Annotated in this window: 22 protein-coding genes; 3 read left to right on the top strand and 19 right to left on the bottom strand. The window is 66.4% G+C overall.

Translation table 11 applies throughout. The features are described 5' to 3' along the window. The 5 genes from OXM57_12110 to OXM57_12130 form a co-directional block, all read right to left on the bottom strand. The gene (locus tag OXM57_12110; GenBank protein ID MDE0353423.1) at window positions 1-1,650 is read right to left on the bottom strand and encodes a thiamine pyrophosphate-binding protein; all 1,650 of its coding nucleotides are present in this window, start codon (window positions 1,648-1,650) and stop codon (window positions 1-3) included. A 4-nt stretch (window positions 1,651-1,654) separates the two neighbouring features. Continuing rightward, window positions 1,655-1,888 carry a lipoyl domain-containing protein gene (locus tag OXM57_12115; GenBank protein ID MDE0353424.1) on the bottom strand — a complete coding sequence of 78 codons (234 nt, stop codon included), beginning with the start codon at window positions 1,886-1,888 and terminating at the stop codon, window positions 1,655-1,657. Between the two features lie 16 nt (window positions 1,889-1,904). Next, entirely contained in the window at window positions 1,905-2,897 is a 993-nt protein-coding gene (locus tag OXM57_12120; GenBank protein MDE0353425.1) for an alpha-ketoacid dehydrogenase subunit beta, read from the bottom strand. Window positions 2,898-2,899: 2 nt separating this feature from the next. Beyond that, window positions 2,900-3,871, bottom strand: coding sequence for a thiamine pyrophosphate-dependent dehydrogenase E1 component subunit alpha (locus OXM57_12125; GenBank protein MDE0353426.1), 972 nt, complete (start codon window positions 3,869-3,871; stop codon window positions 2,900-2,902). Window positions 3,872-4,170: 299 nt separating this feature from the next. Beyond that, window positions 4,171-5,577 (bottom strand): aminotransferase class III-fold pyridoxal phosphate-dependent enzyme, encoded by a 1,407-nt coding sequence (locus OXM57_12130; GenBank protein MDE0353427.1) that lies wholly within the window; start codon window positions 5,575-5,577, stop codon window positions 4,171-4,173. Between the two features lie 234 nt (window positions 5,578-5,811). Between OXM57_12130 and OXM57_12135 the strand changes: the two genes are divergently transcribed. Continuing rightward, window positions 5,812-6,978 carry a cobalamin-independent methionine synthase II family protein gene (locus tag OXM57_12135; GenBank protein ID MDE0353428.1) on the top strand — a complete coding sequence of 389 codons (1,167 nt, stop codon included), beginning with the start codon at window positions 5,812-5,814 and terminating at the stop codon, window positions 6,976-6,978. Between the two features lie 74 nt (window positions 6,979-7,052). Then, window positions 7,053-7,907 carry an SDR family NAD(P)-dependent oxidoreductase gene (locus OXM57_12140; GenBank protein ID MDE0353429.1) on the top strand — a complete coding sequence of 285 codons (855 nt, stop codon included), beginning with the start codon at window positions 7,053-7,055 and terminating at the stop codon, window positions 7,905-7,907. Window positions 7,908-7,917: 10 nt separating this feature from the next. On the opposite strand, the gene OXM57_12145 is transcribed toward OXM57_12140, so the two are convergent. Beyond that, window positions 7,918-8,877: an aminotransferase class IV gene (locus tag OXM57_12145; protein MDE0353430.1), complete on the bottom strand. Its 960-nt coding sequence runs from the start codon at window positions 8,875-8,877 to the stop codon at window positions 7,918-7,920. A 94-nt stretch (window positions 8,878-8,971) separates the two neighbouring features. Between OXM57_12145 and OXM57_12150 the strand changes: the two genes are divergently transcribed. Beyond that, window positions 8,972-9,946, top strand: coding sequence for a hypothetical protein (locus OXM57_12150; protein MDE0353431.1), 975 nt, complete (start codon window positions 8,972-8,974; stop codon window positions 9,944-9,946). 76 nt (window positions 9,947-10,022) lie between these two features. Here OXM57_12150 and OXM57_12155 read toward each other — a convergent pair whose 3' ends face one another. From OXM57_12155 to OXM57_12215, 13 genes are all read right to left on the bottom strand, one after another. Beyond that, window positions 10,023-11,153, bottom strand: a complete 1,131-nt coding sequence (locus tag OXM57_12155; GenBank protein ID MDE0353432.1) for an aminotransferase class V-fold PLP-dependent enzyme — start codon at window positions 11,151-11,153, stop codon at window positions 10,023-10,025. Between the two features lie 46 nt (window positions 11,154-11,199). After that, window positions 11,200-12,249, bottom strand: coding sequence for a hypothetical protein (locus tag OXM57_12160; protein MDE0353433.1), 1,050 nt, complete (start codon window positions 12,247-12,249; stop codon window positions 11,200-11,202). A 292-nt stretch (window positions 12,250-12,541) separates the two neighbouring features. Further along, window positions 12,542-13,282: an RraA family protein gene (locus tag OXM57_12165; GenBank protein MDE0353434.1), complete on the bottom strand. Its 741-nt coding sequence runs from the start codon at window positions 13,280-13,282 to the stop codon at window positions 12,542-12,544. A gap of 145 nt (window positions 13,283-13,427) precedes the next feature. Beyond that, window positions 13,428-14,120 (bottom strand): hypothetical protein, encoded by a 693-nt coding sequence (locus OXM57_12170; protein ID MDE0353435.1) that lies wholly within the window; start codon window positions 14,118-14,120, stop codon window positions 13,428-13,430. Between the two features lie 359 nt (window positions 14,121-14,479). Continuing rightward, window positions 14,480-15,295: a hypothetical protein gene (locus OXM57_12175; GenBank protein ID MDE0353436.1), complete on the bottom strand. Its 816-nt coding sequence runs from the start codon at window positions 15,293-15,295 to the stop codon at window positions 14,480-14,482. Between the two features lie 16 nt (window positions 15,296-15,311). Beyond that, a complete protein-coding gene (locus tag OXM57_12180) occupies window positions 15,312-16,529 on the bottom strand; it encodes a pyridoxal-phosphate dependent enzyme (GenBank protein ID MDE0353437.1) in 1,218 nt (405 codons plus the stop codon). Window positions 16,530-16,587: 58 nt separating this feature from the next. Continuing rightward, window positions 16,588-17,532 (bottom strand): phytanoyl-CoA dioxygenase family protein, encoded by a 945-nt coding sequence (locus OXM57_12185; protein MDE0353438.1) that lies wholly within the window; start codon window positions 17,530-17,532, stop codon window positions 16,588-16,590. A gap of 133 nt (window positions 17,533-17,665) precedes the next feature. Beyond that, on the bottom strand, window positions 17,666-18,043 hold the full coding sequence (locus tag OXM57_12190; protein MDE0353439.1) for a VOC family protein: 378 nt from the start codon (window positions 18,041-18,043) through the stop codon (window positions 17,666-17,668). Between the two features lie 32 nt (window positions 18,044-18,075). Next, window positions 18,076-19,128: a hypothetical protein gene (locus OXM57_12195; protein MDE0353440.1), complete on the bottom strand. Its 1,053-nt coding sequence runs from the start codon at window positions 19,126-19,128 to the stop codon at window positions 18,076-18,078. A 29-nt stretch (window positions 19,129-19,157) separates the two neighbouring features. Further along, entirely contained in the window at window positions 19,158-19,940 is a 783-nt protein-coding gene (locus OXM57_12200) for an ABC transporter ATP-binding protein (protein MDE0353441.1), read from the bottom strand. 61 nt (window positions 19,941-20,001) lie between these two features. Further along, window positions 20,002-23,826, bottom strand: coding sequence for a hydantoinase B/oxoprolinase family protein (locus OXM57_12205; GenBank protein ID MDE0353442.1), 3,825 nt, complete (start codon window positions 23,824-23,826; stop codon window positions 20,002-20,004). Window positions 23,827-23,883: 57 nt separating this feature from the next. Further along, the gene (locus OXM57_12210) at window positions 23,884-24,783 is read right to left on the bottom strand and encodes an ABC transporter permease (GenBank protein MDE0353443.1); all 900 of its coding nucleotides are present in this window, start codon (window positions 24,781-24,783) and stop codon (window positions 23,884-23,886) included. 7 nt (window positions 24,784-24,790) lie between these two features. After that, on the bottom strand, window positions 24,791-25,615 hold the full coding sequence (locus OXM57_12215; protein ID MDE0353444.1) for an ABC transporter permease: 825 nt from the start codon (window positions 25,613-25,615) through the stop codon (window positions 24,791-24,793). Window positions 25,616-25,653 lie beyond the last annotated feature (38 nt).

Raw genomic sequence — 25,653 nt, forward strand, 5'->3', positions numbered from 1 at the left:
TCAGGAGTGGTAGGAGACGTAGGGTGCCTCGACGCTCGGGACCTTCACCTGGACGACGGCCGGCATTCCTGACTCCATAGCCCGGCGCAGGGCATTGGCCAGGTCAGCCTCGTCCTCCACGTATTCCCCGTGACCGCCCATCGCCTCCATCACCTTCCACCACGCCCGGCGTGGCAGGTCGAGTTCGATCTCCGTGCCGTAGGCCCGCTGCTGGGGCAGGGCGATGGCTCCCCACTTCTCGTCGTCGTACACCACCACAACAACGGGGGCTCCGTACCGGAGCGCCGTCTCCATCTCGAATCCATGGAACGCGAACCCGCCGTCGCCGACGATCACGACCACGGTGCTCGCCGGGGAGGCGAGCTTCGCGGCCACACCGAAGGGAATCTCGGCGCCGAGGGTGCCCGACTGGCCCGCCCGCAGGTAGCGGCCCGGTGGCCTGACCCGCAGCACCGGGTCGGCCCAGAAGTCGATGTTGCCGTGCGAGGTCACGAAGGTGGTATCGCGCGGCATTGCCTGCTCGAGCAGTGCGGTGAGCCGGGCCGGGTGTACCCCCTCGCCTTCGACCTGCGGCTCCACGGCCGCACGATCCCGCCACGAGCGCCAGTCCTCGGCGACCCGGTGGCACCAGGCGCGGTCAAAGCCTCCGGGATCGACCCTCGCCAGAGCGCCCAGCATGACTTCGGAGCCGGCCACCAATCCGAGGTCTGGTTGCAGGAACTTGCCCACCACTGCCGCGTCCGGATGCGATTGGATCACCACGGCATCATCAGCCACCGGGCCGCCGTACCCCAGGTCCGCCTCGAATTCGTGACCTACGACCAATACGAGGTCGGCTTCGGCGATGGTGTCGCGGAGCGGGGGGTTGGATCCGAGGTAGCCCACCCCGGCGTAGTACGGGTGGTGTTCGTCCACCAGACCGCGGCCGAGCCGGAGGGTGACGAACGGGATCCGGAGGTGATCGACCGCATCGGCCAGAACATCGTCGGCGGTCGACCACAGGACGTCGTCTCCTGCCACCAGGAGGGGTCGCCGGGAACCGGAGACGAGGTGTGCGAGGCCCTCTGCCTGCTCCGCCCCCAGCCCCGGGCCGCGCGGCGGGCCTTTGGCCCGCCTCGCCGACGGAGGGGGCGCCGACCCGGCCAGCACATCCACCGGGATCTCGAGGAACGCCGGGCCCGGACGCCCCGAGGTCATGGCCCTCCAGGCGGCATCCAGGTATTCCTCGATGCGGGCGGGGTCCACGACCCGGGCCGCGTACTTGGTGACCGGCATCATCACCGGGAGAGGGTCGAAGGACATGACCGACTCCTTGTCCAGCACGCTCACCGGCGCCTGCCCGCCCAGGATCAGGAACGGCACGCCGGCCCGGACGGCCGTCAGCGCGGGCGTGACCGTGTTGGTGACGCCTGGCCCCAGGGTCACCGCGCACACTCCGGGAGACCTGGTGACCCGGGCTGTGCCCTCCGCCATGAAGGCGGCGGCTGCTTCGTGGCGGGTGTGGACTATCCGGACAGGGGCCCGCCGCGTGGCGTGGTAGATGGGGTTGAGCGGCCCGCCGGACACCGAGAAGACATGCCGGATTCCCCGGGCGGCCAGTAGGTCTACTACCAGATCACCGCCGGAATAGGGGGCGTCGGCGGCGGTCACCAGGTCAGGCTTCTCGGATCTCGGCGATCACTGCCCCGACATCCACGGTGTCATCCTCCGAGACGTGCACCTGGGTGAGGATGCCCGAGGCCGGAGACTCCAGCTCGACCTCGACCTTGTCGGTCTCGAACTCCGCTATGGGCTCGCCCTTGACGACCGGCGCGCCCACCGGCTTCAGCCAGCGGATCAGCACCGCGTCCTGCATCGACACGCCCCACTTGGGAAGAATCACCTGCATACCGACCTGCCTCCCTTCACGCCGAGCCGACCGCCACCCGGTCGGCGAGTGACGCCCTGATGGCCCTCTCCAGGTCGTCGGCGCCCACGTCGAGCCTTCCCTCGAGCACAGGGCTGAACGGCACGGGTATGTCGGGCCACGTGACCCTCTGCGGCTGGGACCGCAAGGAGTCCCAGGCTCGCTCCGACACGCCGGCGATTACCTCCGCGGCCAGGCCGCACAGGCGGCGGGCCGGATCGGCCACCACGAGCCGCCCGGTCTTGCGGACCGAGGCGACGATCGTCTCCCAGTCGAGCGGCACAAGGCTGCGGGGATCCACCACCTCCACCGAGATCCCGTCGGCCTCCAGCTTGTCCGCCACCTCGACGGCCGTGTGGACCAGCGAAGCCAGCGCCACCACCGTCACGTCCTCGCCCCGACGCTTGACGTCCGCCACGCCCAGCGGGATCTCGTAGGGATCCCCCGGGACGGGCTCGCGGCGGCGGGAGAGGCGCAGATCGGCCAGGAAGACGACCGGGTTGGGATCCCGTATGGATGCGATCATCAGGCCCTTGGCATCGTGGGGGGTGCTCGGCATCACCACCTTGAGGCCGGCCGTGTGCATCAGGATCGAGTGGGGGTTCTCCGAGTGCTGGGCGGCGGCGGAGCCCGACGGCCCGGTCCCGGCGAAGTAGACGATGGGAAGTTCCACCTGGCCGCCGGACATGTAGCGGAGGCGGGCGGCCTGGTTGGCCACCTGGTCCATGGCCACGTAGAAGAAGCTGGAGAACATCACGTGGGCGAACGGCTTCAGACCGGCGGCTGCGGCGCCGACCGCCCCGCCGACGAACGCCGCCTCCGAAATGGGGGTCTTGCGGATCCGGTTGGCGCCGAACGTGTCGATCAGGCCCCTGGTGACGCCGAAGACGCCCTGGTCCACATCCTCGCCCATCACAATTACCGTCTCGTCCTCCTCCATGGCGGCGCGTAGCGCCTGGTGGATGGCCGCCATGAAGTACACCCTCGCCACCGTCATCCTCCTGCGGGGGCGAATACGTGGTCGAGCGCCTCGTCGGGCGACGGGAGGGGGCTGGCCTCGGCAAAGTCCACGGCCCGGCGAACCGCCTCCTGCTCCTCAGCGTCGATGGAGTCGAGTTCCCCGGCCGTGATCCCGGCTTCGGTCTGGAGCAGGTCACGGAAGCGGGTAATGGGGTCGCGGGCCTTCCAGCTCTCCACCTCCTCATCCGTGCGGTAGGCGGACACGAAGGCGCTCTCGCCCTCGCTGTGACCCGAGAATCGGTAGGTGATCGCCTCGATCAGGGAAGGCCCCTCCCCGCGCCGGGCCCGGTCGACCGCCTCGCCGACCACCCGCCGCACCTCCAGGACATCGTTGCCGTCCACCTCCATGCTGGCGACCCCGAAGGGTTCGCCACGGCGGAAGATCCTCCCCGCGGTGAGGTCGGCGGTGGGAGTGAACTCCATGTACTGGTTGGACTCGCACAGGTAGATGACCGGGAGCTTCCAGATGGCGGCCAGGTTGAGGGCCTCGAGCAGGACGCCCTGGTTGGCGGCGCCGTCACCGAAGAAGCAGATCGTCACCCCGTCCCGGCCCAGCACCGAGTCGGCGATGCCCGAGCCGGTGGCCATCGGGATCCCGCCGCCGACGATTCCGTTGGCGCCCAGGATCCCCAGGCTGGTGTCGATGATGTGCATCGAGCCGCCCTTGCCCCGGCAGTAGCCGTCCTCCCGCCCGAAGAGTTCGGCCATCATCGGCGCGACATCGGCCCCCTTGGCGATGCAGTGGCCGTGACCCCTGTGCGTGCTGGTGATGTGATCCGTGTCGCGCAGCACGCTGCAGGCGCCCACCGCCACCGCCTCCTCGCCCACGTAGACATGCACGAATCCGGGCAGCTTTCCGAGCCGGTGGAGTTCCTGGACCTTCTCCTCGAAGACCCGGATGCGTACCATCCGCCGGTAGAGGCGCAGCAGGGTATCGGGCGACATAGTGGCCGATCCTAACGGCTACTCCTCCCGGCGCCCCAGCGGCACCGAGAACGTGAAAATCCCGAGGAGCGGGCTTCGCCCGCTGGGCCCGCCCCCTCCGCCACCACCTTGGTGTCGAGCGCGTTCCGTCCTCCCCCCCACGGGCCACTCGACGATCTGTTCCCGGCGCGGTCCGGTCGACGTCGGAGCCGGACCGCAGGTGCTTAACGATCTTCCAACACCGTATAGCGGGGGTATGACAGATACAACCCCCCTGTTCGTGGGGGCGTCTCCGCGTGGGATGACGGATCCGCGCGGTGTTAGAGCAACCCTTCGGAGCGCAGGTCGGATTCCACCCGTTCGAGGCTGCGTTCGATCACACCTACCACCCAATCGCCCTCCTCGGCGGTCATGATCAGGGGAGGGGACAGGATGATGTGCTGGCGGAGGGGCCTGACGATCAGGCCCTCGTCCCGGCAGAAGGCCTCTACCCGCCCGGAAATCCCTACCTCCGACGGGAACAGCGCCTTGGTATTCCGGTCCGCCACCAGCTCGACCGCGGCCATGAACCCCAGGCCCCTCACCTCGCCCACCAGCGAGGAGCCGGACAGGTCCCGGAGCCGGGCCTGGAACCGGGCGCCTACCCGGGTGACGTGGCCGCAGAGATCCTCGCGCTCCATTATGTCGATATTGGCCAGACCGGCCGCGCAACACACCGGATGCCCGGAGTGGGTGAATCCGTGGGCGTAGATCCGATCCGGGTCCTCGGAGGCGCTGATGACTTCCTGGATACGGTCCGACACCAGGGTTGCTGATAGGGGCTGGTATCCGGAGCTGATCCCCTTGCCCAGCGTGATGAGATCGGCCTGCATCCCGAAGACCGGCTCGGCTGCCATGAAGTGGCCCAGCCGGCCGAACCCGGTCACGACCTCGTCGGCGATCACGAATATGTCGTTTGCGTGGCATACCTCCACCATCCGGGCGTGGTATCCCTCGGGAGGAACGATCACTCCTCCGGCGCCCAGGACCGGCTCCAGGATGAAGCAGGCGATGTTGTCGGCCCCGAGGCGAGTGATCAGGCGTTCTAGGTCGTCCACCAGGTAGTCCACGAACCGATCCCCCACCAGCCCGTCCGGAGCGCGGTAGGGGTAGGGAGAACGGAGCTCGTGGACCACATCCACCACATGGAACGTCTCGTGATAGTTACCCGAGAAGGTCAGCGACGCGGCCAGATATGTGGATCCGTGGTAAGACTGATCGACGCTGAGGACAAACCGTTTGCTGTCCCGGCCCTGGAGCCGGAAGTAGTGATGGACGGTCCGTATCGCTGTCTCGTTGGCGATCGACCCGCCGGTGCCCAAGAAGACCCGGTTCAAGCCCTCGGGCGCCAACCGGGCGATCCGGGCGGCCAGCTCGGCGGAGGGCAGGTTGGCGTTCCGGGCGAAGATCTGCCCGTAGCTCATCCGGCCCGCCTGCTCCCGGATCGCCTCCACCATCTCGTCCCGCCCGTAGCCGACGTTGACGCACCAGAGACCGGCGTTGGCGTCGAACAGTCGATTGCCACGGGCGTCCTCCAGATAGCACCCGGCGCCCCCCACGTACATGTCGTCCGGGGTGATCTCGGTGGTGGCCAGCTGGCTGAACGGATGGATTACGTGGGAACGGTCGTGTCCGATCGCCTTGCTGTAGGTCCCGTTGGCGCTCATGGGAATATCCGGATCGCCCATCCGCGCCCGCTACGGGGAGAACGATGCTTCCGGGCGGCGCCTACCTCCGGCGTCGCATGGGAGGGATCCTGGAGCCGGTCGGCCATGGACCGCACAATACACCCTCCATCCACGAAGCCCCCGGACCGGCCCGATCCGCTCCCCCGCGTCGGGCCAACCCGGTGACCACTCAGAACCCTCCCGACAGGGGTAGTTAGCCTTGGATTGGACCCGGAAGTCGAAGGAGGCCGCGTGGTGCTGGGCGCAACCAAGAACCGCCCCCTCGCCACGACGACCACCGGCGGCCTGCCCCGCCCAAGCTGGCACACCGAGTCACTCTCCGGGAGACCGTTCTCGGTAGCGATGGCAGGGCGCGGTTTCCGCGAGCAGTACCGTGACCTGGTCGCCGCCCTGGTGGCCGACCAGAACCAGGCCGGTATCGACATCCTGGTCGACGGGGACGCCCGGTTCGACGACGACGTGGCAGGGAGGCAGTGGATCGCCTACCCGGAGGAACGTCTGGCCGGTCTCGGACCTCCTGAACTGCGCAGCTATCCCATCCACCAGGGCCACCAGCCCGGCGAGTTCATGTACGAGGTCATGGAGACCAGGATGCCGCGCGCCGTCATCGGGAAGGTCGGCCCGGGCCCGCTCGAGTACGACCGGATCTGGCAGACCGCGCAGGCCTCCACGGACAAGCCGGTGAAGTTCGGCGCCATCTCGGCCCAGCTCCTCGAAGCCTCCATCAACAACGACTTCTACCCTGACCGGCGTCGCCTGGTCATGGATCTGTCGGAGATCATGAACGAGGAGTACCACCGCCTCGCCGACGCCGGCTGCCCGGTGATCCAGGTCGAGGAGCCCGCCATCCACGGGATCGCCGGGACGGAGCCGGGCACCATGCTCGACGCCGGTTTCTACGTAGAGGCCTTCAACCGGGAGGTGTCCGGCCTGCGTGACAAGACCGAGGTGTGGTGCCACACCTGCTGGGGAAGTCCCGGTGCCCAACGGACCCGCTCGCAGCATTTCTCCTACGAAGCGGCTCTGCCCTTCCTCAACGAGCTGGACGTCGACGTCCTGACCTTCGAGGCGAAGGAGACCTCGGGCGAGGAGATACCGATGATCGCCTCCGGTATCGGACCGGACAAGAAGATCGCCCTGGGGGTGGTGAGCCACCGCACGCTCCAGATCGAGCCTCCCGAAGAGGTGGCAGGTTTGGTACGGATGGCGCTGGACCACATCAGCCCCGAGCGGTTGATCCTGTCGACGGATTGTGGGTTCGGGCGCCAGGGGATGAGCCGCATGCACGCGTTCTACAAGATGGTGTCGCTGGTGCGCGGCGTGAACCTGGTGCGGGCCGAGCTCGGCTTGGAGGAGGCCGACGTCCCCACTGCGTCGCCTGGCCTGACCACGCTCGACTGACCGTCCGGAACCCGGGCACGTTGCCCGCCTCCGCGGTACGCTCTGCTCGTTCTCAGACTTGACAGGAGCACCCTATGGCTGGACGCGGCGCGGACGTACTCGATCTCGACGGCCGGGTGGCGGTAGTCACCGGCGCCGCCTCGGGACAGGGGAGGGCAGCAGCTCACCGCCTGCGCCGGGCGGGAGCGACGGTGGCCGCACTGGACCTGAATGCGGAGGGCCTCGCCACGTTGCGGGACGACATCCTGACGCTGGCGGTGGACACCTCGGATCCCGATCGGGTCGCAGAAGCCTTCGATGAGATCGAGAGCTCGCTGGGACCTGCCTACATCCTGGCTTCGGCGGCGGCCGTCTGGGCGGGCTGGAACAGCATCGTCGACATGGACTACGACGACGTGGAGCGGATCTTCCGCATCAACACCTTCGGAACGCTCTACTGCGTCAAGAATGCCGCCCGCCAGATGATCGGCGCAGCCGAGGGCGGCCGGATCATCATGTGGTCGTCCATCGCAGCCGCCCGCGGCCAGGCCGGCGACATCCCGTACAGCGGCAGCAAGGCCGCCTTGGAGGGCATGGCCCGACCGTTGGCCGCGGAGCTGGCCCAGCACGAGATCACCGTCAACGTGATCGCGCCCGGCGCCATCGACACCCCGATGCTGGGCGGCACCGACCTGAGCTTCTACGATACGGTGCTGCCCGGCCGCCGGATCGGAACCCCGGAGGAGATCGCCGAGTTGGTCGCCTGGCTCTGCTCGCCCCTTTCGCGCTTCGTCACCGGAGCGGTGATCCCCATAAACGGAGGCGTCGCCTCGATCAACGGACCGTGGGCGCTGGCCCACACTTTCCACCAGCTGGAGCCGGAACTGGTCGACCGGATGAAGGTGGCCCTGTACGGCGAGGACCAGCCAGCCAGCACCAGTTACAGCTAACAGCTAGGTCTCAGTAGGGCCGGGATCCCTTCGGCCGGTTAGCCAGGTAGGGCTGGGTGATCTTGCGAGCCTGCTCGATCGGATGCACCCCTACCTGCTGGGCGAAGGCGTCGATCAGCCGATCCACCACCGGACCGGGAGTCCCGGTCCCGATCTCCCTGCCGTCGATGCTGGTAACCGGCATCACGAAGAAAGGAGTGGAGGCGAAGAAGGCCTCATCGGCGGTCATCACGTCGTAGGGCTCGAGGTTGGTCTCCACGAACTCCATACCAAGTTGTGGCGCCAGTTCCCGCACGTCCTCGCGGGTGATTCCCCGCAGGATGTTCCGCCCCTCCGGTGAGATGATGGCGCCGTCCTTCACGATCAGGAAGTTGGCCCCGCCCCCTTCGGTGATGTAGCCGTCATCGTCCACGAACAGCGCCTCGGCCCTGGGGTCGATCTTGCGGGCCTCCCTCATGCCCTGCCCGTAGTGGATGCGGTTGCGGTTCTTCATCTTCGGATCGAGATAGCGGGCCGGGAGGTTCTTGGTGGGCGGTATGACTGCCGGAACTCCGTTCTCCAGCCCGTCGAGGAACCCGACCAGCGACGGTCCCAGCGGGATCACCATCATGAACACGGTCCGCTCGTAGGAGTCGTACGGTCCGGGATCGAACGGTTTGGCGATGCCCCTCGAGCAGTCGTTGTTCCACATCAGGTCGTCGTAGGGCTCGATGGTGGCCCTGTTCCGGTCGATCAGTTCGTGGGTCACCTCCTCCATCTCCTCGATCGACATGCCGCAGTCGATATCCAGGGCCTTCATCGAGGCGTAGAGCCGGTCCAGGTGGTCGCGGAGACGGTGGGGACGGAGGTCATAGGTCCGAACCGTCTCGAACACGAACTCCCCGATCCGCACCCCCACGTCGAATGGCGCCAGCCTCAACTCCGACTCGGGGATGAAATGGCCGTTGTAATAGGCGGTACGTTCGTCCATGTCCCCTCCTTCCGGCTGCCAAAGGCCCTACCCGATGCGACCGTTGTCGTTCATAATGGCACAGGGCAGACCCGGACGGTCGGTAGGAGGGCTGATGGCGAATCAGGTAATGACGGTTACCGGTCCGGTCGATGTGGAGGACCTGGGCCTCACGCTCATGCACGAGCACATCTTCTTGGACCTGATGCGGGACGCCTGGATCTTCACCAACATCCTCAACGACCCCGAGCTCGCGGATATCGAACTCGACATGCTCTGCCAGGCCGGTGGCGCCACCGTCGTCGACCTCACCTCTGGAGGCCTCCGGGAGTACGACAACCCCATCATGTTCCACCAGGACGATCTCGCACCGTTGCCACCGCCCCTGGCCGTTCGCCGGGCCGCCGAGCGGAGCGGGCTCAGGATCGTCATGGGCGCCGGCTGGTACCACGAGAACTACTACAAGCCCAGGTTGTGGGACCTCTCCACCGACCAGCTGGCCGAAGAGATAGTCGGGGAACTCCGCCTGGGCATGGAAGGGACCGACGTCAAGGCAGGGATCATCGGGGAGATCGGCGCCCAGTACAACCGCCTGTCGGCGATCGAGGAACGGGTGTTGCGGGCCGCCGCCCGCGCCCAGATGGAGACCGGCGTCGGCCTGACCACCCACACCACGAGAGGTGTCGGTGGGTTGGAGCAACTGGACGTCCTGGAGCAGGAGGGCGTAGACCTCTCCCGGGTAGTGCTCGCCCACTCCGGAGGCCAGCCCTACCCCGAGTACCACGCCCGGATCTCCCGGCGCGGAGCCTGCGTCTCGTTCGACCGCATGGGGAGCCTGCCGGACATGACGGATTTCCACCGCAACCGGGTCCTGCGCAGCATCAAGCGCCTGATCGATGACGGTTGTACGGACAAGATCGTCCTGTCACATGACGTGTGCTATGCCGATGACCTGGCCACCAACGGCGGCCCCGGCTACGCCTGGCTCCCCGTGGCCGGCCGGGAGATGCTCGCGCGAGAGATCGGCCTTACCGACGACCAGTGGCACACCATCATGGTCGAGACCCCCAAACGCATCCTCGCCGGCTAACCGCCCCCGCCCAGGCCGTCACGTGCCTCCGGCGGCCATTGGTAGGACGTCGCCCGCGCCGGTAGCCGGGCCTACGTCAGAGGCTGGCGGCCTCGTCGATCACGGCCAGGAACCGGTCGATGTCCTCCCGGTTGTTGAACACGTGCGGATCCACCCGGAGCATGTCCGCGTAGTGCCAGCCGTCAACACCCCTCCTCCGCATCAGGTCGCACACCTCTCCGGAGTTCTCCATACGGACGGCCACAATCCCGGCCCGCCGGTTGCGGTCGGGGAGCGTGTAGAGGTCGAGGCCGCGGGATAGCAACCCTTCGATGCAGTAGCCGGCCAGGTCCAGCACGTGCTGCTCGACCTCGGCCATACCGGCACCCGTCAGGATTTGGAGCCCCGGGAGGGTGGCGGCCAGTCCCAGGAGTGGCGGAGCGCCCAGGCGGAACCGATCCGCGCCGGGCTTGGGATCCAACCCGCCTTCGGGCCACGACGGATAGTCGTAGGAGAGCCCGGTGATCCCGGCTCGGGGAGGGAGGCGGTCCAGGTAGCGCCGGTCGACATACAGGAACCCGACCCCGGCCGATCCCAGCAGCCACTTCATGGCGCCGCAGGCGAGGAAATGGACCCCCGACCGATGTACGTCGATCTCTACGGCGCCGGCCGACTGCATGGCGTCCACGATGAGCGCCGCACCGTGCTCGACGGCCAGCGTCCCCAGTGCGTCCAGATCGTGGCGGAACCCCGTCATGTGGCACACGTGGGAGACGCTTACCGCGATCGTGTCGTGGTCGATGGCCTCGGCCAGGTCGTCCAGGTGGACCGCCCCGTCCCGAGGCGCCACGAAGCGGCATTCGATCGACTCGCGTGCGGGGAGCATCCACGGATACACCGAGGAGGGGTAGGTGAGGGTGTCGAAGACCACGTTGGTTCCGGGGAACCCGTCGAGTACATCCACCGCCAGGCTGGAGCCGGCGCCGGTGCAATCGGTGATGACCACCTCGTCGGGTTCGGCACCGATGAGCGGACCGAACAGATCCTGGACCCGGCGGTAGTCCTGGTCGAGCCGGTCGTAACGGTCGTTTGGATCGTACGTGACCTCGTCGACGAACCGGGCGATCGCGTCGCGGGCGGGAATCGAGGCGGGCGCCAAGCCGCCGCTGAACAGGTAGGCGCGCTCGGCCAGCACCGGGAACAGCGCGCGGATCTCCGACAGGTTCATGGACCGACCATCATGCGTTCGCTGTGCCGACGCATCGGCTCGGCTGTCAGGCGGGCGACTCTACGGCGAGAGTCAGCACCCGGCGCGGGTTGTCGATCAATATCTTGTTGATGATGTCGCGGGGAACGCCGTCCCTGCTCAGCGTGGGGATGATCACGTTCATGATGTGGTCGTATCCGGGCCCTCCGAAGCTGGACAGCCTCGCCTTGAGCCCGATGTCATGGGAGAACAGCAACTGGTCCTCATGGCCCTCCGAGATCATCCACTCGACGGCACCGACCCGATCGGCGTCGGAGACGTACACGCCTTCGGTCGGGCACGGGTGTCCGAACCCGTCGAGTTCGAAGAAGGTGCCGTACTCGGCGACGCGCTTCATGTAGCTGGGGTCGCCGGTGGTCAAGTCCATGTGTCCGGCGATCACCCTCGTGGGATGCACGCCCATCTCCTTGACCAGGAGGTCCAAGATGTCGGGCATCAGCCTCTGCTCATGCAAGGCGTGGATCTGGATCGCAGCGCCCGTAGCGTGGTGGGTGATGGCGGCGGCTCTCAAGGCCTTCCACTCGGAGGGAGCGACCGGATCCGATGTCCCGATCTCCCCGATCAGCCCGCAGCGGATCTCGGTGCCATCCGCACCCTCGGTGATGTCCCGGATCATGCCCTCCGCCATATCGTGCTCCGTCATCGACTCGACGTACCAGGGCTGGGCGTGGTGGACGTAGTACCCGGTACCCGAGATGATGTTGACCCCGACATCATCGGCGATCTTGCGCAACCCCCACACATCCCTGCCGAGGCCGAGGTCCGAGGAGTCGACGACGGTGCGGCCCAGCGCCATCTTGAAACGCCTTACCTCCATGGCGGTCAGGTACCAGTCGGTGTTGATCAGGTTGTCCCGGTTGTGGTACGGGAACTCCCGGAGCAGGGCCGCGTTCTGGGCGGTCACGGGCATGTATGCGTCCGATCCCAGGCCGCGATGGCTCTCCTCCAGGAACCACATGAGGCACGTGAACAGCAGATGCTCGTGCATCAGCGTGATGCCGAGTTGGTCGGGCTCCATGGGGCCGTTGACGGTGATTACCTTGCCCTGATCCTTCACAGCAACCTCCTCGCCACGGCCCTGCCGACATTAGCCCTGATTATTCCTGTTCCCGGCACGCCGATGCCGTCAGGCCACTCGGACTTGTCGTTGCTAAGCGGCCACTCTTCACCCCGGCAACGGATGTCACGCCAGGCCGCAGACCGAGTTTTCAATGTGGCTGTAGCACCAGGTCGGGAGACCTGAGCTCCTGCGACCTTCACCCGTGGACCCCCATCCATGAATAATTGGGGCTAGACAATCAGCGGTCTTGTTCGTCGGTTTCCAGGATCCTGGGCCCTGCAGTACTTTCCTACTCGCGGCTCCGGATACCGCGCTGCCGGCCTATCTCCGACCGCAGCCGGGCCACGACCGCGCGGAACTCGGAAGATGCCTCGGAGAACCCTTTCTTGGTCTTGACGCCGGGTCCGTTCAGGTAGTCCAGGACGATCGCCTCGGCGGCAACGAATTCGGCAGCGGCATCCGCCACCTCGGTGGCGATGTTCCCGGGGATGCTGGTCACCCCGTTCAGATCGCCGTGCAGTAGATCGCCCTGGTTGACTACCAGGCCACCCACCCGCACCTGCCGCCCGACATGGAGGGTACGGCAGTAACCGTGGGCACTGATGGTCGACCCGGTGAAGACCGGGAAGTCCAGAGCCCTGACCTGATCGAGGTCCCGCCCGGCGCCGTTGGTCACCAGCCCGACTGCCCCGAAGGTCCGGTAGGTGGTGCACATGATCTCCCCGAACACCGCGGCGGCCGGCGGATCGTCGAGGTCCTGGTAGACGACCACCGGCGGACCCCCGAGTCCTTCGAAGAGTTCGATCTGGTCCTCAAGAGATCCGTAGATGTCGGTTGCGGACGGCTCGCCCGCCGATCGGAAGGCGGCAGTGGCGGCGAAACCGACCATCGGCGGCATCTCGGGGAAGGCAGAACGGATCCGATGATCCATGTAGCCCTGGTCGCGGGGTCTGACATCGAACAACTCGATCACGTTGCAGATGGTGGGTGTGTCGAAACGCCGGAGCAGGTCCAGGGTGGAACCTGTCAACCTGGTCCCTGCCGGCACACTTCACCTCCCGTGACATCCGCCCACCGGAGCCCGCGGAGCGTACCGTAATTGGGCTGACCGTGGGCTGTGCCTACTGTCCGGCCGCGCCGGGTAGTAGGGCTCAGGCTCCCGCATCCGGCTTCAGCTACTCGGCTTTCCCGACCGTCTCGAGACCAGTGTGGATCGGCTGCTTCATCCGGATAAAGGCTAACCCGATCAAGAACACCCAGGCGATCTGGAGCAGCAGGATGCCGCTTCCGACTTGATACAAGCCGATCACGTTCCCGCCTCCGAGCAAAGCGATCAGCAGAAGGAGTGCACCAAGGATGGCCGGGATCACTCCGAGAACGGTTGCCACAGCCCGATCTGGTCCCAACAGGCGAACCTTCATCGTTCCCAGGGCGAACAATCCCACGCCGATCATTGAAAATGAGATCCCGAAAGAGACCAGGAGGGTGCCATCTGCGGTGAACAGCTCAGAGACACCAGAGGGCTGTTGTTCGCGGTCAAGATGTGTGGTCAAGAAGTGAGAGAAAGTCCACGCGATGATCTCCGACACCAACCCCAACACCAATACCACCAACCCCGCTTGCCTGAGATAATCGGTGCTCTTCCCGTCCTGGAGTACCCGTTCCATACCGATCATTCCCAGTAGAAAAGCAACAGAGACGAATATGCCACCATCCGCTATCAGGTGAGACAATGCAGTGTCCACACTTTCATCAGGTTCCAGCGCAAAAACAACGAGGAGACCAAGCGGAACGCTTAGAACGGCTCCGATCACCAGCAACCAACCTACAGCTATTCTAAAGGTTGGTCGGTCGGTGACCCGTGCCATGAAGCCCCCTTTCAGCGAATCCGCTTCCCCGCAATCAAACCAAAACTGCGACCGCGGTGCTCAAGACCCATACCAACTCTGCCGGTCGGTCAGTATAGCAACGGGGCCGGCGCGGGAGCTTTGGGCCGATTCGATCGCGGCGCCCTGAACGGAAGGCCTGGTGAAGTCATACGATCTTGGTACCTGGATAAGACGCCCGTGATCATCGGAGGCGTCCAAGGCTTGACCACGGCAGGACATTGTGCAAATGGATCCATGACACCCGTAGTAGGAGACGAGGCCATAACCGTCCGCACACGTTGAGCGAGAAGTCGCGTCATCGGACTCCAACCCACCGGAGGCAGCGGAGCCCTGAGGAATTAAGGCCTGAGCACCTTCGACAGCACGGCCCGCGCCTCGCTGAGCGTTACAGGTCGGTAGGGATCCTTGGCGATGAACTCCCGCAGTTGTGAAATGGTGAAGCCGTCGCCGCCGTAAGCCCGGTCGGCGTCGGTGAGCTCCTGGGGCTCCAGGACCGCTCCCGGGGTGTGGGTTGCCACGAACTCCATGGACTTGGTGCCCGGCGGGGCGTAACCGATCCACATCGATCCGATGTCGGGTCTCGGCAGGTAGTAGGGCTCGACCTCGCCGTAGCCGGCATCCCGAATGGCGTCCGTGCAGCGTTCGGCCAGGTCATAGGGATGGATCTCGGTCAGCAGGAAGTCATGGAAGTGCTCGATGTCCGGATCGCGCATCTTCCCGAGCATCTCGTCCCAGTGTTCGGAGGCGAAGTAGCGGTCGATGGCGTCGTGGTCGGAGTCGTTGATCCGCCTCGGGATCACGTCGTCGAGGTAGGACCGCTCGCCGGCGTCGCCGAGGAGGACGGTCCCGCCGTCGGGATCCGGGCCGATGAGGGAGTCCTCCCCGTATGTCCACATCAGGAAGAAGGAGGGCCGGTCGGCGGTGTAGTACTTGACGAGTCCCCGGTTACCCACCACGGCGTGGCCCACGTTGACCACATCCTTGCCCATGGCGGCCAGATACCGGTCGAACAGGAACTCCAAGGTGACCGGGTGGACACTCGTGGAGAGCATCACCTCGTGGAGGGTCAGGTCGGACCGGCGCATCAGGTCGATGTTCTCCGCCCAGTAGTCGGAGCGGAAGAACGTGACCAGCTCTTCGACCGTGGACGTCATCTCAACAACTCCTCGCTCAATCCCCCGACATCAACCGGTCCAGGACAGCCTGTCCCGGGTTGACGAGTTCCTCGCCGGGAACCCGGCCTGACAATACTTCGGGCCACTTCGGCCCGGCGCCCGTTATGCAGCAAACCACGAAGTCGCCGGGTTCGATCACTCCCTGGCGCGCCAACTCCCATGCACCGGCGAGGGCGGCTGCCGAGGCAGGCTCGGGACTCACCCCTACCTGCGCCGCCCGATGGAGGGCTTCGAAGATCGCATCGTCGGTGACTTCGACCGCGGTCCCGCCCGAGTCGCGGATCGCCTGGAGCGCTATCCGCCCTCCCGTGTCGTCGGCGATCGAAAGCGCCACCGTGTCGGGGCCGGGATGTACCGGAACGTTGTCCAATCCCTTCTCTATAGCCTCGACGATCGGGTTGGCACCCGCCGCCTGCACCCCATGCACCCGGGGGAGCGACTCGGTAAGACCGAGGCGGTACAGCTCCTGGAAGCCCTTCCAGGGGCCGTACAACCCATCGCCGGCGGCCACGGGGAACAGGTAGTGATCCGGCGCCCGTCCCAAAGACAGCACCGCGTCATAGGCCATGGTCTTGTATCCCTCCACTCCGTACGGTGTCGATACGGGCATGGGGGTCATGTAGGTCGAGGGGTACCAGCCGTGTTCCTCTACGAAGGCTTGGAGCGGGGGCTTGCGGTTCATCTCCACGACCACGGTCGCCCCGAACAGGCGCATCCAGTCCCTTTGCGTCCTGGGCGCCCGAGGATCGGCCAGCACCACGCAGCGCATCCCGGCCCGGGCCGCGTAGGCGGCGGCGCTCATGCCGTGGTTGCCGGTGGTGGAGCACACCACTCCGTCGAAGCCGAGTTGCCGGGCCATGGATATCGAGACCGAATGGAAGCGGTCCTTGAATGCGTAGGTGGGGTTGACGGTCTCGTTCTGGAGGTAGAGGAAGGGCAGCGGGTTCCCGCCCGAACGGGGAACCCGGATCATGGGCGTACCGCCCTCCCCGAGCGTGATCCTCTCGGCGCCAGCGGGGAGCGGGAGGAGTTCGGCGTAGCGCCACACTGACGCCGACCGCCGGGCCCACCTTTCCAGGGACACGACCGAGCGGACCGCCGCCTCGTTGTACATCACCTCGAGGGCCTCGCCACATGCCGGGCAGCCCCGGAAGTAGGCGCCAAGGTCGTAGTCGACCGCGCACCTGATGCACCGCAGGCCTTTTGCGAACATCCTCAGCCTCTGTGAACGGTCACGGAGCGGATCGTGGGGCCTAGCGGCGGGGGAATTCTCAGCCCGCGGCCGCAGCCCACGGCTCGACGTTGATCTCCTCCAGGGTGAGCACCGCGTCGGAGGAGAAGGCGTCGATCGGGGTCTCCTGGGTGGCGTACCCGTCCAGCCACGGCGTCCGGTAGCCGTCATCCGACCAGAGGACCGGGAAGAAGTTGTCGTCGAAGTCCTGCTGTCCGGGCGCGAAGTAGCGGCTGTAGGCGCGGTGGCGGATCCGGGGATGGTGCCGGGATGCAGCCGGAATCATGTGGATGCTGTAGGACCGCCGGATGTTCCCGGGCCGGGTGTTGGGCCCGCTCCCGTGCCATATCCAGCCCGTGTGGAAGCCGGCAGATCCGGCCCCGAAGACCAACGGTACCAACTCGACCTCCTCGCCCTCGGGGGCGAATTGCCGCACGTAGTCGGTCCAGCCATCCATGGTGTCGCGGGTGATCTGGGTGGTGCCCGGCGCCGGCTGCGGTCCCCACTTGTGGCTTCCCCGCACGTAGACGAGAGTCCCCCCGTCGGCGTAGGTGTCGTCGAGTGCGATCCAGCAGGTCCAGTTCCACACCGGATCGACCCAGCACATGAATGCCGCGTCCTGGTGGATGTCGAAGGGCTTGCCGCCCTCCGGCTTGTACATGGCGACATCGGCCCAGAGCCGGGCGCTCGAAGCCCCCTCCAGCTGGCATGCCAGCTTGCCGAAGGAACCACTGAACGTGTGCTTGGCCACCACCGGATCGGCCCGCCACAGCCCGGCCAGCACCCGGTGGGCATCGACGGGGTCACGGCCCTTCTGCCAGTAGTACTCGTCCGGCCAGTTGACCAGGTCGTGCTGCCCGTCGAAGATGCGGTCGTATCTCTCCCGCAACTCCATCACCGCGTCCATGTCGATCAGGTCCTCCACGATCAGGAACCCGTCTTCGCGATATTGCTGGATCTGCGCCTCGGTGAACTGCTCGATCACTGCCAACCTCCCGGAAACCTCGGCCGCTCGCGACTATACCCAGCCAGGCTACGCGAGGTACCTTCAGGATGCCTGGTCTACTGCGGAGAGCAACTGTACGGGCTCTCTCCGGCTCGGCCGCGGGCCGCCAGGTTCAGCCGGCCAACTGGAAGATGACCAAGGGGTTGTTCTCGGGGTCGGTCAACTCCACATACCGACCCCACTGCCTGTTCACGACTTCACCCACTCCGACGCCGCGGGCGATGAGGCCGGCTCGGGTGGCTTCGAGGTCGTCCACCTGGAAGCCGGTCCCGACGGATCCGCCGACCGTCATGGGCAACTCGGTGGGATGGACCGACCGGTCGAAGATCTCGACTCCGGGCCCGCCGGCGTCGAGATAGACGAAGTCCACCCCCTCGTCGTACTCGGGGCCGGGGTTGATCTCGACCACCCTCAACCCGAGAACGTCCCGGTAGAAGGCCAGCATCGCCTCGAAATCATCCGCGTACAGCAGCACCGCTCCCAGGTTCACGTCGCCCTCCCTTCCCAGCAGGCCATACCGGTTCAGACCGCGAAGATACGCCGGGGGTTCTTCACCAGCATGTCGTCGATCTGGTCCTCCGTCACCCCCAACTCGCGTAGCTGCGGCACGATCTCGTTGAGTATGTAGGCGTACCCCTTGCCGCCGTACTCCACGAAGTGGATCTTCAGGCAGTTGTCGTGGGCCAGCATCAACTGGTTGCTGTAGCCGTCGGCGCACATCTGGGCGAGGGTCTCGACCCGCTCCCGGTCGGAGACCCAGTGGTCGCCGCCGAACAGCAGGTGAGAGTCGTTCCACGGCGTTCCCCGGAACAGGTCGTAGTCGATCATGACGCCCCGATCCATCACCGACTCATGGTACTTGTAATCGGGGCAACTGCCGTCCATGTGGCTCATGTACACCTTGTCGAGGTTGGCGCCCTCCTCCTCGAGAATGTCGATGTAGCGGTGGGCCTCCTTCATGAAGACCATCGGGTGAACGGTGAGCGGAACTCCGGTCGCGGCCTGGGCTCTTCCCCCGGCGCGGAGGACCTTCTCCTCCTGGGGGTGGAGGGGCTCGCACATGCCCAACTCGCCGATGACCCCTGCCTTGACATCCGTTCCCTGGATACCCACCTCGATGTCCGTGATCAGCATCTCGGCCAACTCGCCGACCGATGCGGTGGCGTGCCCCGGCGGGTGGGACGGGGCGATGTACCACCCGGTCGACGCCACCACGTGGAGTCCGGTGGCGCGGCTCGCCTCTGCCAGAGCATCCGGCCACCAACCCGGTATCTTGCCGCTCACGTCGATGATGCTCTGCCCGCCGGCGTCGGCATACATCTGTAGCTCTCGGATCGCCACATCGAGTTCCGTCATGTTCAGGTTGTCGCGGGAGATGTAGGGTCGCTCGGCCAGGGTCTCGTAGGCTTCCCGGGTCACCGGGGCCTCGCCCAGAGCCTGCACCTCCGGCGGGTCGTCCGGACCGGGAGGCTCCCAGAACAGGTCGCCGCTGTCGATGACGATGTGCTCGTGGCTGAGGGTGACTCCCAGATCCTCCGGCTCTATCTCTCCCAGAACGGTACGGACCTTCGCCATCTTGGCCTCCTCTCGCGCCTACGGCCGGATCAGAACTGTGCCCCCGCCCGATGGAGCGCGTCGATCAACTCGGCGCGGTGATCCTGGAATTCGGTGCTGGTCCGGAGTGACTCCTCCCGCGGGTGGGGGAACGGGACATCCGTCTGGTGGAACAACCGGCCCGGCCCGGTGGACATCACGAAGACCCGCTCGCTCAGGTACAGAGCCTCCTCGACATCGTGGGTAACGAACAGCACGGTTGGCTGCGAGTCCTCCCAGATCTTCAGGAACTCGGCTTGGAGCCGGGTCTTGGTCATGGCGTCCAGGGAGGCGAAGGGCTCGTCCATCAGCAGGACATCCGGCTCGGCGGCCAGGGCGCGTGCCACGTCCACACGCTTGCGCATACCTCCCGACAGCTGGTACGGGTAGGCGTCCTCCCGGCCCGACAGACCGACCAGGTCGATGAAGCCCTGAGCCTTCTCGCGTCGCTCTGTCTTCTCGACCCCCTTGACCCGCAGGCCGTACTCGACGTTCTGGACCACCGTGTACCAGGGGAACACCGCGTCGTCCTGGAAGACCATGCTGCGGTCCGGGCCCGGAGCCGTCACCTCGATCCCGTCCCGGGTGATGGTGCCGGTGGTCGGGGCCAGCAGCCCGGCCACCAGGTTGAGCAGGGTCGACTTGCCGCACCCGCTCGGACCGAGCAACGACACGAAGTCGCCCTCGGAGAGTTGGAAGGAGATGTTGTCGAGAACGTGCAAGTCGTCGAAGTGGATGGAGAGGTCCGAGACCTCCAGTTTGACCGCGCCGTCGCTGCCCATGTCCATCGTCATTCTTCTCCTCTGGCAGGAAACCTACCGCCCTGAGGCCGGTTGGCGCAACAGCCTTCCATGGTCAATGCTCTCTTTCGGCCTTCATCCTCCGGCGGATGGAAGCCGTGGCCTCGGCGTCCACCACCATATCTTCGTCCAGAATCACCCCGTAGTCCCCTCGGGCCGCCTCGAATCCGACCTTGCCGTTCCTCACGTCCTCGGCGACCCGGGCCGGGTCGCGTTCCAGCGGATCACCCCAGCCGCCGCCCCCCGCCTGAACGTGGTGGTACAACTCGCCGGCAGCCAAGCCATCGCTGAACATGGGCGGGAACTCCTCCTCTTCGCCGGACAGCCTCGAGACGGTGTTGGCGGACAACCCGCCCGGAGCACCGCCCATCAGGCCGAAGGGCGGGTGCCGCTGGCGGTCGGAGCGGATCAGCAGGGAGGTGGGCACCAGCGGCCGCCATGACTTCTCCAGGCCCAGACCACCGCGGTGGCGCCCCGCCCCACCGCTGTCGGGCACCAGGCCGTAGCGTTCGATGATGATGGGGAACTCCGCTTCCGCCACCTCTATGGGTACGTTGGCGGCAGTGGCTATGGGGTTGCTGAGCCCGTCGTTCCCGTCGCTCTCGGGAGTGGCTCCCCAGGTCCCGACCAGCAGCTCGAAATAGACGAAGGGCTCGCCGTCGTCGTGATGACCTCCGAGAATCACCACTGTGTTGCCGCCCTCGCCGGCCGCGGGCACGCGGTCCGGGACCAGCTGGGCAAGGGCGCCGTTGATGGCGTCGAAGGCGCGGAACCCGGTGACGCCCCTCATCGAGTTGGCGCCCGGATAGACGGCGTGGGTCACAGTCCCCGGTTTGGTAACGATACGGACCGGACGGAAGGCCCCGGCGGTGTTGGGGAACTCCGAGGCGGCGGCCGACATGACGCAGTGGTATGCGGTGGCCACGATGAACGAGCGGGTGGCATTGAGAGACCCCGCCACCATGGGATCCGAGTCCGAGAGGTCGACCATCACCTCATCCTCTTGGATCGTCACCTTCACCCTGATGGCCACGTCGCGGCTCTCGATGCCGTCCGAATCCATGTAGTCGGTGAAAGTGGCGGTCCCGTCCGGCCAGGTGGAGATCTCCTTGCGCATCAGGACCTCGGTGTAGTCGATCAGCCCATCCATCAGCTCGGTCAGCCGCCCGATCCTGTAGCGCTCGGCCATCGCTTGCAACGCCCTCTCTCCGACAGAACAGGCCGCCACCTGGGCGCCGAGATCGCCGAAGAGCATGTGGGGGACCCGCACGTTGGCCCTGATGAGAGCGTGGACCTCCTCCACCGGATCACCCTCCTTGTAGAGGTGCATCCAAGGTATGCGGAGGCCGTCCTGGAACACCTCGGTGTTGTCCGTGGCCGAGCTACCGAGCAGCCTCCCACCGATGTCGCCATGGTGGGCGGTCGCCACGCCGTAGCCGATCAGGGTCTCCCCGTAGAACACGGGCTTGATGACGAAGACGTCCGGTAGGTGCATGCCGCCGTCGAAGGGATCGTTCATTATGAAGACGTCGCCGGGCCGCATCCTGTGGCGGAAGCGAGCCAGGAGGGCGTCGACGGCAGTAGGCACGGCGCCGAGGTGGAAGGGAATGGTCACGGCCTGGGCCACGGTCTGGGCATCTGGACCGAGCAGGGCGGCGGAGAAGTCCATCGCGTCCCGTACCACGGTCGAGTGGGCGGTCCGGAAGATGGTGGTGGCCATCTCGTCCGCGGCCGAAGCCAGGGCGTTGGCCACTATCTGGCGGGTTACGACATCGGCATGCTCCACCTCGGTCTTGCCGCCCTCCTGGCGGCTCAGGAAGAGGGCCCCCGAAGCATGGCGGCGGGCGACCCAGCCCGGCGGAACCACGATCGTGGTGTCGTACTCGTCGATGAGCAGCGGACCGGTCATCCCGTCCGGCCCTACACCGTTCCTTCGTGCGAGCACCGGAGTGTCCAGGTAGCCGTCGGCGAGGCTGAAAAGGGCGGGACGCCGGCCGTCGGGTGGCCTGGTTTCTTCAGCGCGGTCGGGAAGCGCTGCTTCTTGCGACACCTGCCTGGTTCGAGGCAGGGATCCCAGGGCCGCGAGTCGGACCGCCCGCACCTCGATCGGGTCGTCCGGATCCTTGCGCACGCCGTACAACTGCTCGTGGCGGTCCTCGAAGTCCGTGACCAGCTTCGCCAGCCCTGCAGCGGTCAGCTCGGTCTCCGGAATGGTCACCTCGATGTCGAAGCTCTGGCCCTTGTAGCGCACATCGGCGGATCGGACCCACTCGCTGACCCCGCCGGAGATGCTCGACTCCAGCCGGGATTCCAGCTCGGCCAACAATCGGGACATGGTGGGGATCACCGAAGTGTCCCTGGCGTCCAGTTCGCAGAACCGGACATCGTGGTACTCCGGCCGGGCATAGAGGAGACCTGCCGCAGAGAAGACCCCGGCATTGGGGGGCACGACCACCGTGTCGATCCCCAACTCGGTTGCCAGGCTGGCCGCGTGGATAGGACCTGCCCCGCCGAACGCGATCAGGGCGAACTCCCGCGGATCGCGCCCGCGCTCGGACGAAACCGCCCGCAGGGCGCGCATCATCCGGGCGTTGGCCAGATCGTGGACACCCCGGGCGGCCTCCGCCACCGGAATCTCCAGCGGGGTGGCGACCGACTCCAGCGCGGCCCTCGCCAGACCCGGTTTGATCGAAACGGCGTCCCCGGCGAGGGGCCCGGACCGGACGTAGCCCAGCACCACGTTGGCGTCGGTCACGGTGAGATCGTCCCCGCCGAGGCCGTAGCAGGCGGGACCGGGAACCGCCCCGGCGCTGCGAGGACCCACCTGGAGGCCGCCGGCGGAGTCCACCCAGGCGATACTCCCACCACCGGCCCCCACCTCCGCAATGTCGATGCTCGGCACCCTCAGCAACTCTCCGGAACCACGCAGCAGCCGGGTCCCCACCGATAGGTCGGCACCCACCTCGTACTCCCTGCTGAGGGTGACTCGCCCTTCCTCGATCAGCGACGCTTTGGCCGTGGTGCCGCCCATGTCGAACGAGATGGCGTTCGCTATGCCCAGTTCCCTGGCCAATCCTTGGGCGGCCACCACTCCGGCCGCCGGACCGGATTCGAGGGCGTAAACCGGCCGGTGGGCGGCGTCGGCGGCGGTCATAGCGCCACCGGACGACTGCATGATCAGGACCGGAGCGTCCACCCCGACTCCTTCCAGACCGTCCACGAGATCGCGCACGTAGGCGCCCATGATCGGGATCACGTAGGCGTTGAGGGCGGTAGTGGCGGACCGCTCGTACTCGTTCTGCTCCCTGAGAACCTCGTTCGACAGCACGACATGGACGCCGGGGAGTTCACGCCTCAGGATTCGCGCCACCTGCTCCTCATGGGCCGGATACTTGTGGGCGTGCAACAGGCAGACCGCCACCGCCTCCACCTGCTCGTCGCGCAATCGGGCGGCCACCTCCGCGACCTCGGCCTCGTCCACCGGACGGTGGGACGTCCCGTCGGCCAGCATGCGCTCGCCGATCTCGAAACGAAGGCGCCGCTCGACGATCGGCGGGGGCTTGCGCCAGAAGGGGTTGTAAAGGTGGGGCATCCTGACCCGACGGAGTTCCAGCACGTCGCGGAACCCCTCCGTGGTCACGAGGGCCAGGTGGGCGCCCCGGCGCTCGAGAATGGCGTTGGTCGCCACCGTGGTCCCGTGGATTACCTCCTGGACCAGGGTTGGCGCCGACCGGGGTGAATCACGCACCAAGGTGTCGATGGCGACAGTGACCGCCTTGTCGTACGAGGGAGGTGTGGACAGCACCTTGCGCGTGGTGGTGCGGCCGTCGGGTTCCTGGACGATGACGTCCGTGAACGTTCCCCCTACGTCGGCGCCCACCCGGCTGGCCGCGGAGATGCTATCGCTCCCAGCGAGACGCCGCGTGCGGCGCGGCCCTCATCGCGAGCCGAGCATCTCGCCGACCATGCTGACGGAGGCCGTGGCTCTGGGGCTCCACCTGGTGAACCGCTTGGCGGCGGCGCGCAGCAGGAAGTCGCTCAGTATCGCCAGCGCGGCGAAGATGAAGACGATCACGAGTATTCCGGCGTTGTCCAGGTACCGGCTCCTCCCGATCATCAGCCACCCGAGACCGACGCCGGCGCCCATGAACTCGGCCGCCACCACCAGACCCCAGGACACCACCACCGCCAAACGGAAGCCGGCCATCATGTGGGGCAGGATGGCGGGGACCACCACCGTCCGGTAGATGTGGAACCGCGATGCCCCGGCGGTCAGAGAGGCCCTGACGTAAATGTGAGGCACGTTGCGGACCGCCTCCGTGACCTGGATGGTGAGGATCAGGAACACCCCGAACGCGATCAGGGCGACCCCGGTCGAAGGGTCGGAACCGAACCACAGCAGGAACAGCGGAAGGAGAGCCAGCAGAGGGGTGGGACGGATGGCGTCCAGGCTGAACTCCAGCAGGTCGCGCATCAAGCGGCTGTACCCGAAGGCGAGCCCGATCACCAGGCCCGGGGGGGTGCCGATCGCCAACCCGAGCAGCACCATCCGGGTGCTGACCCAGGTTGCCTCGTAGACACCGTCGGCGAAGGGAACCCTCTTGCCGGCCAGGTAGTGAAACCCTGTACTGAAGACTTCGACCAGCCGATGCGGTGGGGGCAAGTATTCCGGGCCTATCCAGCCGGCGTTGGTGACCGCGTACCAGATGACCAGCACGCCGAGCGGAACGAGCAGTGCCCGGATGATCGAACGGAAGCGGGTGCCGCCGAGAACCTTCTGGTCCCCCAGCACCACACCGGGCCGAGCCGCCGTCGTCCGCCGGCGTTTCAGTCTCATCGGCCGCTCACCTCGTACCCAAGACCTCGGCGACCAGTCCACCGGCGGTAGCCCGCTGTGCCCACCTGATAGTTCGCTTGATCAATGCTCTCAGCAGGAAGTCCGAGCCTATCGCCAGCAGCGCGAAGATGATCACCATGGCGATGATGCGGGCGGAGTCGAGGTTGACCAGTCCGGCCAGCATCAGGAACCCGAGACCCTGGACCGATCCCATGAACTCGGCCGCCACGTCCAACCCCCATGCGGCCATCACCGCCAACCGCAGGCCCGCCAGTATGTGCGGGATGATCGACGGGACCACCACCGTACGATAGATGTGAAACCGGGACGCCCCCGCCGTCAGAGCGGCCTGTACGTGTATGTGCAGGACGTTGCGAACCGCCTCGGTGGTCTGGATGGTCAGGATCAGCATCACACCCAAGGTGACCAGGGCGATCTGGGGCCGCATCCCTATGCCGAACCAAAGCAGGAACAGCGGTATCAGCGCGAAGATCGGTACCACGCGCAGCGCGTCGAACGAGAACTCCAACAGGTCCCGCGCCCATCGGCTGTATCCGAATATAAGACCGAAGCCGAGCCCTGCCAACCCACCCACGATTATGCCGGTCACCACCATCTGCAGGGTGATCCAGAAGGCGCCGGGAATCAGATCCCCGATCGCCCACCACACCGAGAACAGCTTCTGGGGTGTCGGAAGGAGGATCGGCTTGATCAGACCGAGGTTGGTAATAGCGGCCCAGATCAAGAGGGCCAGCACGGGGAGGAACAGCGCCCGCACCATCCGGCTGATACGCCCCGGCCTGCGCAACCAGGCGAGAGTGCGATCGGCCAAGTTGCCAACGAAGCGTCGACCAATTCGGCTTCTGTGTG

Source organism: bacterium (genome assembly GCA_028820935.1).
Classification (GTDB): domain Bacteria; phylum Actinomycetota; class Acidimicrobiia; order Spongiisociales; family Spongiisociaceae; genus Spongiisocius.